This window comes from Nitriliruptor sp. (genome assembly GCF_040882075.1).
Lineage (GTDB): Bacteria > Actinomycetota > Nitriliruptoria > Nitriliruptorales > Nitriliruptoraceae > Nitriliruptor.
This window is the reverse complement of record NZ_JBBEBZ010000216.1, coordinates 1-10367: the sequence shown is the minus strand read 5'-3', so window position 1 is coordinate 10367 and position 10367 is coordinate 1. Positions and strand designations below refer to the sequence as shown.

10 protein-coding genes and 1 pseudogene are annotated in these 10367 nt (G+C 72.4%); 8 read left to right on the top strand and 3 right to left on the bottom strand.

Annotation, left to right across the window (positions count from 1 at the left end):
* Positions 1-118 precede the first annotated feature (118 nt).
* The 8 genes from WEB03_RS15925 (at position 119) to WEB03_RS15890 (ending at position 7655) form a co-directional block, all read left to right on the top strand.
* Positions 119-1354 carry an acyl-CoA dehydrogenase family protein gene (locus WEB03_RS15925; RefSeq protein WP_368071907.1) on the top strand — a complete coding sequence of 412 codons (1236 nt, stop codon included), beginning with the start codon at positions 119-121 and terminating at the stop codon, positions 1352-1354.
* A complete protein-coding gene (locus WEB03_RS15920) occupies positions 1351-2433 on the top strand; it encodes a phosphotransferase family protein (protein WP_368071906.1) in 1083 nt (360 codons plus the stop codon). The genes WEB03_RS15925 and WEB03_RS15920 overlap by 4 nt, the downstream gene beginning before the upstream one ends.
* Positions 2433-3095 carry a histidine phosphatase family protein gene (locus tag WEB03_RS15915; protein ID WP_368071905.1) on the top strand — a complete coding sequence of 221 codons (663 nt, stop codon included), beginning with the start codon at positions 2433-2435 and terminating at the stop codon, positions 3093-3095. The genes WEB03_RS15920 and WEB03_RS15915 overlap by 1 nt, the downstream gene beginning before the upstream one ends.
* A 120-nt stretch (positions 3096-3215) precedes the next feature.
* Complete coding sequence (locus WEB03_RS15910) at positions 3216-3743, top strand: DUF4242 domain-containing protein (protein ID WP_368071904.1); 528 nt, start codon at positions 3216-3218, stop codon at positions 3741-3743.
* Between the two features lies 1 nt (position 3744).
* Positions 3745-4827, top strand: a complete 1083-nt coding sequence (locus tag WEB03_RS15905) for an acyl-CoA dehydrogenase family protein (RefSeq protein WP_368071903.1) — start codon at positions 3745-3747, stop codon at positions 4825-4827.
* A complete protein-coding gene (locus WEB03_RS15900; RefSeq protein WP_368071902.1) occupies positions 4803-5567 on the top strand; it encodes an ABC transporter ATP-binding protein in 765 nt (254 codons plus the stop codon). Before WEB03_RS15905 ends, WEB03_RS15900 begins: the two co-directional genes overlap by 25 nt.
* Positions 5567-6817, top strand: coding sequence for an ABC transporter substrate-binding protein (locus WEB03_RS15895; protein ID WP_368071901.1), 1251 nt, complete (start codon positions 5567-5569; stop codon positions 6815-6817). Before WEB03_RS15900 ends, WEB03_RS15895 begins: the two co-directional genes overlap by 1 nt.
* Positions 6810-7655: an ABC transporter permease gene (locus WEB03_RS15890; RefSeq protein ID WP_368071900.1), complete on the top strand. Its 846-nt coding sequence runs from the start codon at positions 6810-6812 to the stop codon at positions 7653-7655. The genes WEB03_RS15895 and WEB03_RS15890 overlap by 8 nt, the downstream gene beginning before the upstream one ends.
* A 46-nt stretch (positions 7656-7701) precedes the next feature.
* Here the strand turns inward: WEB03_RS15890 and WEB03_RS15885 are convergent, their stop codons facing one another.
* From WEB03_RS15885 to WEB03_RS15875, 3 genes and pseudogenes are all read right to left on the bottom strand, one after another.
* The gene (locus tag WEB03_RS15885) at positions 7702-8646 is read right to left on the bottom strand and encodes an aldo/keto reductase (protein WP_368071899.1); all 945 of its coding nucleotides are present in this window, start codon (positions 8644-8646) and stop codon (positions 7702-7704) included.
* A complete protein-coding gene (locus tag WEB03_RS15880) occupies positions 8646-9965 on the bottom strand; it encodes a multidrug effflux MFS transporter (protein ID WP_368071898.1) in 1320 nt (439 codons plus the stop codon). The genes WEB03_RS15885 and WEB03_RS15880 overlap by 1 nt, the downstream gene beginning before the upstream one ends.
* 214 nt (positions 9966-10179) lie before the next feature.
* Positions 10180-10367 (bottom strand): annotated as a pseudogene (locus WEB03_RS15875) (hypothetical protein); the annotation flags it as partial.

Here is a 10367-nt window from a genome sequence, read left to right as displayed (position 1 = left end):
CAAGGACCTGGGCCCCAGCCCAGGATGTTGCGCCCGAAGCGGGAGCGGGTGGCCAACGCTCCTAGGGTGCGCGTCCGGTCGGGGCCGTCCGTGCCACCTCGCCGTCGGGAGCAGATCCGTGGACTTCGCCCACTCGCAACGCGCGCAGGAGTTGATCGAACGCGTCCGCGCGTTCATCGCCGAACGCATCGCGCCGATCGAGCACGACCTGCTGCGTGAGATGCAGGCGCAGCCGCAGCCGTGGTCGATCCCGCCGGTCGTCGAGGAACTGAAGGACGCCGCCCGGTCCGAAGGCCTCTGGAACCTGTTCCTCCCCGGAGAGCACGGCGCTGGCCTCAGCAACGTCGAGTACGCCCCGCTCGCCGAGGAGATGGGCCGCTCCCACCTCGCGTCGGAGATCTTCAACTGCAGCGCGCCCGACACCGGGAACATGGAGGTGCTGCTGCACTTCGGGTCCGAGGCCCAGCAGCGCCGTTGGCTCGACCCGCTGCTCGAGGGCCGCATCCGGTCGGCGTTCTGCATGACCGAACCGGACGTCGCGTCCTCGGACGCGACCAACATGGAGGCCACCGCCGTCCTCGACGGCGACGAGGTCGTCCTGAACGGGCGCAAGTGGTGGAGCACCGGCGTCGGGCACCCCGACTGCGAGGTGCTGATCTTCATGGGGGTCACCGACCCGGCCGCGCACCGCTACTCGCAACACTCGATGGTGCTCGTGCCGATGGACACGCCGGGGGTCCGCGTCGAGCGGTTGCTGCCGGCGATGGGCTACCTCGACGCACCCTCCGGCCACGGCGAGGTGTCCTTCACCGACGTCCGGTTGCCGGCGGACGCCATCATCGGGGGACCGGGTCGTGCCTTCGAGATCGCCCAGAGCCGGCTCGGTCCGGGTCGGGTCCACCACTGCATGCGCCTGATCGGACTGGCCGAGGCCGCGCTCGAGCTCGCGTGCGAGCGGGCCGCGACGCGGACCGCGTTCGGCAAGCCGCTGGCCAACCTCGGTGGCAACCGGGAACGGATCGCCGACGCTCGGATCGCGATCCAGCAGGCGCGGCTGCTCGTGCTGCACGCCGCGTGGTTGCTCGACACCGAGGGGTTGCTCGGCGCCCTGTCGGCCGTCTCGCAGATCAAGGTGGCCGTGCCGAACGTCGCGCAGCAGGTCATCGACGCCGCGATGCAACTGCACGGTGGCTCCGGGATGTCCGACGACTACCCGTTGGCCGCCGCGTGGACCATCGCCCGCGCCCTGCGCATCGCCGACGGTCCCGACGAGGTGCACCGTGGGGTGGTCGCTCGGATCGAGCTCGGCCCCTACCTCCAGCGCGCCAAGGACGCTGCCGAGGTCGCGGGGTGAGCGACGAGCTCGTCGATCGTCACCTCGCCGAGGTCCGCGACGCGGACGCGTTCGACGTGGCCGCGGTGCACGCGTGGCTCCGCGACGAGGTGGCGGGACTCCCGGATGACCCCCCGGAGGTCCGCCAGTTCACCGGCGGGGCGTCGAACCTGACCTACCTGTTGCGCTACCCCGATCGCGAGCTGATCCTGCGGCGCCCACCGGTCGGGGCGAAGCCGGCCTCCGGTCACGACGTGCTGCGCGAGGCCCGCATCCAGGAGCTGCTCCAGCCGGCCTTCCCCTACGTGCCCGCCGTCGTGGCCACCGCGGAGGCCCACCCGGTGCTGGGGAGCGACGTCGCCGTGACCGAGCGGCTGCACGGCACCATCCTCCGCTCGCGCATCCCGTCCGCGCTGGACCTCGACGCGGCGGCTGCTCGGCACCTGTCGGAACAGCTCGTCGACCGGTGGGTGGAGCTGCACGACGTCGACCCGCTCGCCACGGGGCTCGCATCGTTCGGGCGGGGCCCCGGGTACGTGGAGCGGCAGATCACCGGGTGGTCGCAGCGGTACCGCGCCGCCCGGACCCGCAACGTGCCGAGCTTCGAGCGCGTCATGGCCTGGCTCGAGGCCCACCGTCCGGACGACGTCGGGTCGTGCGTCGTCCACGGCGACTGGCGGTTCGACAACCTCGTCCTCGCGCCGGACGACCCGTCCCGGATCGTCGGCGTCCTCGACTGGGAGCTCGCGACCGTCGGCGACCCGCTCATGGACCTCGGCGCCTCGCTGGCCTACTGGGTCCAGGCCGACGATGGCCGGGCCTTCCGCATGCTCCGCCGTCAGCCTACCGATGCCCCGGGGATGCTCACCCGCGACGAGGTCGTGGCGCGCTACCTGGCGGCGACGGGCCGCAGCGTCGCCCCCGACGGGTGGCGTTTCTACGAGGTCTACGGGCTGTTCCGCCTGGCCGTGATCATCGAACAGATCCACGCGCGCGACGTGGTCAGCGCGTCGCGCAACCCCGCGTTCCGGTGGTTCTGGCTCGGTGTGCACGTCCTGCACCGACGGTGCCTGCGGCTGATCCGGCAGGCGGGGCGCTGATGGCGACCATCCTGCTGGTCCGTCACGGTCAGGCGTCGTTCGGCGCCGCTGACTACGACGTCCTGTCCGAGACCGGTCAGCGCCAGGCTGCCATCGTCGCGGAACGGCTGGCGATGCTCACCGACGTGCGGCAGGTCGTGCGCGGCGCGCTGGTCCGTCAGCGTGACACCGCGGCACCGCTCCTCGAGCGCCTCGGGACCGCTGCGGTCGAGGACGCCAGGTTCGACGAGTACGACCACGTCGAGCTGGTGCGCCAGGTGTTGGACGACCCCGCGCAGCTGCCCGCCGAGGCCCGTCAGGACGATCCTCGACGTGCGTTCCAGGCCGTGCTCGAGCACGCGCTCGCCCGGTGGATCGCCGGGGATCACGGGGCCGACCAGGAGAGCTTCGCCGCGTTCCGTGCTCGTGTCCGTGGAGCCGTCGTCGATCTGGCCGACGGCCTGTCCGGCACCGCCGTGGTGGTCACCTCCGGGGGCGTCATCTCCGCCGTGTGCGCCGACGCGCTCGGGCTCGAGCCGCGAGGTTGGGCCCGGCTCAACACCGTGATCGTGAACTCCTCGATCACCAAGCTCGTCGTCGGCCGCCGAGGCACCACGCTCGTCAGCGTCAACGACCACGCGCACCTCGAGCCGCACGGGCGGGAGCTGCTGACCTACCGCTGACCCGAAGCGCCACCCTGGGCGGGAGAACCGTTCGAACGGTTCTCCCGCGGGTGAGCGCGGACCCGGCGTGGCTCTCCGTACCGTCCGGTCCTGCCCGAGACCACCCCCGGAGGTGCCCGCGTGAGCCTGTTCCTGATCGAGATCCCGACCCTGGCCGTCGAACGCTCGGAGGTCGATCACCTCATCGAACGGCTCGTCCCGGCCGTCCGGGCTTCCGGCGCGAGCGTCGTCGAGTCGCGGGTCACCGCCGACCTCAAGCGGCTGTTCACGGTGGTCGAGCACGACACCGCCGATGCCGACGCGGTGCGGTCCGCAGTCGCGGACGCCGGCATCGAGGTCGAGGACGTCGCGCAGGTGCGGCTCGTCGGCGCCGAGCTCGACGACGTCAAGGCCGAGGCTGCGGCTGCTCCCCGGTACCTGGTCGAGTGGGACCTGCCGGCCGAGCTGACCATGGACACCTACCTGGCGCGCAAGCGCGAGAAGTCCCCCCTGTACGCCGAGGTCCCCGAGGTCGCCTTCCGCCGCACCTACGTGCGCGAGGACCTCGGCAAGTGCCTGTGCTTCTACGACGCGCCGTGCGTCGAGGACGTCGAGCGGGCGCGGGACGTGGTGTCCGCGCCGATCGACCGCCTCCACGAGCTGGCCTGACGTGCGGACCGACACGCTGCTCAGTCCTCCGACCGACGCTCCGGCCGACGCTCCGACCGACCTGGCCCGCCTGGTCGACGAGGCCGCCGCTCGCGCTGCCGCGGTCGACCGCGGTGAGCTGGACCTCCGCCCGACGTTGCGGGAGCTCGGCGCCGCCGGCCTGCTCGACCTCGGTCTGCCCGGTGGACCCGGCAGCCTCGCCGATCAAGCGACGGTCGTGCACGAGCTCGCCCGCGTCTGCACCGCGACGGCGTTCTCGGTGTGGGCGCACCGGACCGCGCTGGACTACCTCGCACGCTGGGGGAGCGAGGAGATCCAGCGCACGCTGGTGCCCGCGCTCGTTGCCGGGGAACGTCCCGGCGCGACCGCGATGGCCACCGCGTTCCAAGCGGCGCTCGGGCTGCGTGAACTGACGGTCACCGCGCGCGAGCTCGACGGCCGGGTCGTGCTGGACGGCACGATCCCCTGGGCGTCCAACCTGTTCACCGACGGGGCGGTCGTGGTGCTGCCGGCCAGGACCGAGGCGGGGCGCAACCTGGTCGTGGCCATCACAACCGACCAGGCGGGGGTCCGGCTGCGCCCGTACCCCGAGCTGCTCGCCCTCGGCTCCACGGCGTCGACCACCGTGACCCTCGAGGGTGTCGAGGTCGCTGTCGGCCGCGTGCTGACCGACCGCTTCCTCGACTTCCTCGCCGACGTCCGCCCCTCGTTCCTGCTGCTGCAGACGGCCCTGTGCCTCGGACTCGCCGACGCGTCGATCGCCGCCTCCGGCCCTCGCCACGAGGGCACGCTCAGCACCTTCCGAGCCGATCACGACTCCCTGCTCGCCCGGCGGGCGGATCTCGACGCGGTGTACCGCCGCCGGCTCGACGCTCCCGACCCCGCCGACGACGAGCTCGTGCGTCTGCGGCTCGAGGCCAGCGAGCTCGCCGTCGAGGCCACCCGCCACGAGGCGGCGGTCACCGGTGGAGCCGGCTACCTCGCCGCGTCCGCGACGGCACGGAGGCTGCGGGAAGCGGCCTTCCTCCCGATCCAATCTCCCACGGAGGCCCAGCTGCGATGGGAACTCTCGCGTTCGCGGTGACCGGAGGGGCGAAGATCTACGACTCGCCCTCCGGTCCCATCACCGCCTTCCGCGATCTCGACCTCGAGGTGGCGCGTGGTGAGGTGGTGTCGCTGCTCGGCCCGTCCGGGTGCGGCAAGTCCACCCTGCTGCGCATCGTCGCCGGGCTCGATCACCTGTCGGAGGGTGAGCTCGACGTGCCGAAGCGTCCCGACGGTCGCGCGGCGGCCGGCATCGTGTTCCAGGACGCCCACCTGCTGCCGTGGCTCGACGTCCGTGAGAACGTCGGTCTCGGTCTGCGCTACCGCGCCAACCGCGGGATCGGGAGCAGCGAGGTGGATCGTCTGCTCGAGGTCCTCGGCCTCGCCGCCCTCGCCGACGCGATGCCCCGAGAGCTGTCCGGGGGACAGGCGCAGCGCGTCGCGATCGCTCGGACCATCGTCACCGCGCCGCCGCTGCTGCTGCTCGACGAACCGTTCGCGGCCCTGGACCCGCTCACCCGCCGGACCCTGCAGGACTGGCTGCGTGACATCCGGTCGCTGCTGGACCTGACCGTGGTGCTCGTCACCCACGACGTCGACGAGGCGCTCCACCTCGGTGATCGGGTGGCGCTGCTGCGTGGTGGCGACCGCGGGATCACCGCCACGTGGGACGTCGCCGAGCTCGATCGCGACGATGCTGCCCTGGGCGACGCCCGCCGTGAGCTGCTGGACCGGTACGCGACCGACCCCCTCGCGCAGATCGATGGACTGGTGGCCTGATGCCCGATCACGACCCGCTCGTCCCGGCCAACCTCGACCGCCGTTCGCTGCTCCGGGGGCTGCTCGGCCTCGGCGTCATCGGAGCCGGCGGCGGCGTGCTGAGTGCCTGCAGCCGCCTGCTGGAGGACGACACCCAGACGGCGGCCAGCTCGCAGACCTCGTCAGCGAGCGACCCGGGGGACCCGCGGCTGCGCGTCGGGTACCTGCCTATCACCGACGCCACCCCCCTGCTGGCCGCGCACGGGCTCGGCCTCTACCAGGAGCAGGGGCTCGAGGTCGAACGGCCCACGCTGCTGCGGAGCTGGGCGCAGGTCGCCGAGGCGTTCCAGGCCCGCCAGGTCGACATCGTGCACCTGCTGATGCCGATGGCGGTGCAGCTGCGGTTCGCCAGCGAGGTGCCGCTGCGGATCGTCGCCTGGAACCACACCGGTGGGTCCGGCCTGACCGTCGCCAACGGGATCGACGACGTGTCGCAGCTGGCGGGCACCACCGTCGCCGTCCCGTTCTGGCACTCGATCCACAACGTGGCCCTGCAGCTGCTGTTCGCCGAGGCAGGCCTGACCCCCATCGTCGGTGCGGGTTCACCCTCCGAGTCGGACGGCACGGTGCAGCTGGTGGTGATGGCACCACCGGACATGCCACCGGCCCTGGCCCAGGGGTCGATCAGCGGCTACATCGTCGCCGACCCGTTCAACGCCGTCGCCGAGCTGCAGGACATCGGTCACATCCTGCGTTTCACCGGGGACGTCTGGCTCGACCACGCCTGCTGCGTGTCGGTGATGCACGCCGACGCGCTCGAGGAACGGCCCGACTGGTCGACGCGGACCGTCGAAGCGCTCGTCCGTGCACAGGCGGCCGTCCGCGAGGACCCGCTGGCCACCGCCACCCTGCTGTCGGACGCGGGCGAGGGGTACCTGCCACAACCGGAGCCGGCGATCGCCCGCGCCCTCACCCACTACGACCTCGGCGAGTACGGCGCGAGCGGCGCGATCCAGCACCCCGAGTGGGAGACGCGCCGCATCGGGTTCCAGCCGTTCCCGTTCCCGTCGTACACCGAGGAGCTGGTCCGCCGCATGCAGGACACCGTGGTCGACGGTGACCGGACCTTCCTCGACGGGCTCGACCCGGCCACCGTGCACGGCGATCTGGTCGACGACCGCTACGTACGTGAAGCGATCGACGCGGTGGGAGGTCCCGAGGTCTTCGACCTGCCGGCTGAGCTGTCGCGCACGGAGACCATCGATGTCTGAGCCGACGACCAGCCGTCTGGTCCGGACCCGGCGCGGCCTCGGCGGGCTGCTCCTCGCCGCCGCACTCTGGTGGACGGTCACGGACCTCGTGGCCGCCCCCGGGTCGATGCTGGCGCGGTTCTCGCCGCTCGACGCGGTGCCCGCGCTCGTCGCGCTCCTGACCAGCGGTCGCGGCGTGATCCACCTCGTGGTCACGCTCGAGCGGCTGCTGGCGGGACTGGCGCTCGCGGCGCTGGTCGGGGCGCCGCTCGGCATCGCCATCGGTCGCTCGCGTCGACTCGCGGAGCTCACCGGGTCGCTCTTCCAGTTCCTGCGGATGATCTCACCGCTCGCGTGGACCCCGATCGCCATCGTGCTGCTCGGGGTCGGCGACGCACCTGTGGTGTTCCTCGTGGCCGTCGCCGCGGTCTGGCCGATCGTGCTCAACGCCGCCGCCGGGGTCCACGCGCTCGATGGGGGGTGGCTGCGCGTCGCTGCCAGCCTCGGTGCCACCCGCCGGGAACAGCTCACCTCGATCGTCCTGCCCGGCGTCCGGGCGCACCTGGCCACGGGGTTGCGGGTCGCGCTCGGCACGGCCTGGATCGTCATCGTCCCCGCCGAGATGCTCGGTGTGGATTCCGGGCTCGGCTACGCCATCCTCGACGCCCGTGACCGGCTCCGCTACGACGAGCTCATGGGCGTGGTCGTCCTGATCGGCGCCGTCGGGTTCGTGCTCGACAGCCTCGCCCAGCGGCTGGCGACCCGGGCTCGCGGCCGGCGTCGGTGGCCAGCGGTGCTCACACGGACCGGCACGCCCGCAGCGCCGGACGACGATCGGGCACCGGTGCCGCTGCCCTGACGCGGCGCCCGCCGGCGCACGGGTCCAGTGGTGTGCCCACCCGCGGTCAGCGTGGCTGGTCGCCGACGCCCGTGATCGCGTCGATCTCGGCGAGATCGTCGGCGGTCAGCTGCCACCCGACGGCGCGGACGTTGGCGCGGATCTGGTCCGCGTGGGTCGCGCCGGCGATCACCGACGCCACCGGCACCTGCACGGCCAGCCACGACACGGCCAGCTCGAGCAGGGTGCGGTCACGATCCGCCGCGAACGCTGCCAGCTGCCGGGTGGTGGCCAGCCGCTCGTCGTTCAACCGTTCGGCGCGCCGATCCTCCGGCATGTCGACCAGACGCCACGAGGGGTCGTGGTCCTCACCGCTGGTGTACTTGCCGGTCAGCAGCCCCGACGCGAGTGGGAAGTAGGGCAGGACCGCCAGGCCGTGTCGGCGGACCGCCGACAGGTTGCCGTCCCGTTCGATGTCGCGGTCGAGCAGGCTCCACTGGTCCTGGGCGCAGACGAACCGCGGACCCTCGGTCGCTGCCGCGGCGGCGTCGACCTCGTCGGCGCTGAGGTTCGAGTGTCCGATCTCGCGCACCCACCCCGCGGTGACGAGCTCACCGAGCGCGCCGATGGTCTCGGCGATCGGGACGTCGGGGTCGGGCTGGTGGAGCTGGTAGAGGTCGATGTGGTCGGTCCCGAGGCGGCGCAGGCTGGCTTCGCAGGCGCTGCGGACGTACCCGGGGGCGGCGCCACGCCGCTGCTCGTCGAGCTCCATGCCGAACTTGGTGGCGATGACCACCTCGTCACGGTGGCGACCGAGCGCGGCGCCGAGTAGCTCCTCGGACCAGCCTCGGTCCCCGCGGTACACGTCAGCGGTGTCGAAGAGGGTCACGCCCTCGTCGAGCGCGGCCTCGACCACCGGTCGCGTCCCGTCGAGAGCGAGTCGGCGACCGAAGTTGTTGCAGCCGAGCCCGACCGCCGAGACCTCGAGCGAACCGATGTGGCGGGTCTCCATCAGACGACCTCGTGATCTGCGACGGCGACGGCCCGCTCCTCGACCGTCGGGCTGGGCACCAGCCGCTGGAAGAGCCGGCCACGTTCGGCGTACAGCACCAGGCAGAAGGCGAGCACCCCGTAGCCGAGGAAGCCGAACGACAGCGGGATGATGGTGCCATCGAAGGTGCGGTCGAGCAGCGCTCCGAGCAGCGCCCCGACGGCGATCTGTGTGGCGCCGATGACCGATGCAGCCGTGCCGGCGATGGCCCCCATCGGCGTCATCGCGATCGTGTTGAAGTTCGGGATGAGGAGGGCGTGCGAGACCAGCATGGCGGCGATGCCGATGAGGAACACCCACAGCGGGGGGCGTCCACCGGTCAGCACGGCCATGACGACCAACCCTGAGGCCGCGACGAGGTACCCGATCAACACCCCGTGGGCGAGCCGGCGCGTCCCGATCCGCTCGACGACCTTCCCGTTGGTGAACATCGCCACGCCCATGACGGCCGCGAGCCCGCCGAAGATGAGCGGGAAGCGGTCCGACTGGTCGAAGACCTGGTCGTAGATCAGCTCGCTGCTGGCCAGGTACGAGGCGAAGACGCCGTACATCGCCGTGAGCGCCAGGGTGTAGCCGACGGTCTGACGGTTCGAGACGACGACGCGGGCGGCGGCACCGATGCGCGAGAACGTCAGCGGCAGCTGGTGCTCGGGTGCCAGCGTCTCCGGGATACGCCGGGCCCACAGCGCGGCCGCGACCGCCGCGACGGCCGATCCGACCGCGAGCCACCGCCACGACACGAAGGTCGCCACCCCGGCAGCGAGGCTCGGGGCGATGACGGGCACGAGGATGAACACGGCCATGATGAACGACATGGCCTTCGCCATCCGCTCACCCTCGTAGGTGTCGCGCACGATCGCGAGCGTGACCACGCGGGGTCCGGCCGCGCCGAGGCCCCACACGAAGCGGGCCACGAGCAGCACGCCGAGGTTCGGGCCGATCGCGGTGGCGAGCGCCGCCACCCCGTAGATGGCGTACCCGATGTGCAACGCGCGCTTGCGGCCGTACCGGTCGGCGATCGGGCCGTAGAAGAGCTGGCCGGCCGCGAGACCGAGGAAGTAGGTCGTGATCAGACCGGTGACCGCCGTCGCCCCGACGGCGAGCCCGAGGTCGGCTCGGATCGAGTCGTAGACCGGCAGGAGCAGGTCGATCCCGAGGGCCGCCAACGCCATCGACAACGCCAGGAAGCTGGTCAGCTCGATGCGACCCGGCGCCCGACGATCGGGCGGTGCCGAGGAGGGGCCGATGCCGGTGGGCGTCGGTGAGGTGCAGACGGACACGGGGGGATCCTGGGGGCTGACGAGCTCGGGGCCCGGCGGGTGCGGGCGGGCTGGACAGCGATGACAGTATCTCGATGTCGAGACACCGTACGGGGTCCGTGGCCGAGCGTCACCGCGGCCGGGTGCCGTGCGCTCGATGCGCCCGCCGCCCGGCCGTCGAACGAGCGGTGGCCCGGCCGCCGCGAGGCGAGCCGGGCCACCGAGGTGGAGCGGGTCAGGTGCGGGGAGCCGGGGGAGGCGTGATCGGGGTCGGCATCGCGGTCGGCGCGCCGTTGCTGACGGAGCCGTCCGAGCTGGCATCACGCTTGACGCCTTCGGCGGCGTGCTGCGCCTCGTCCTTGACGTCCTCGGCGGCGTGCTGCGCCTCGTCCTTGACGTCCTCGGCGGCGTGCTGCGCCTCGT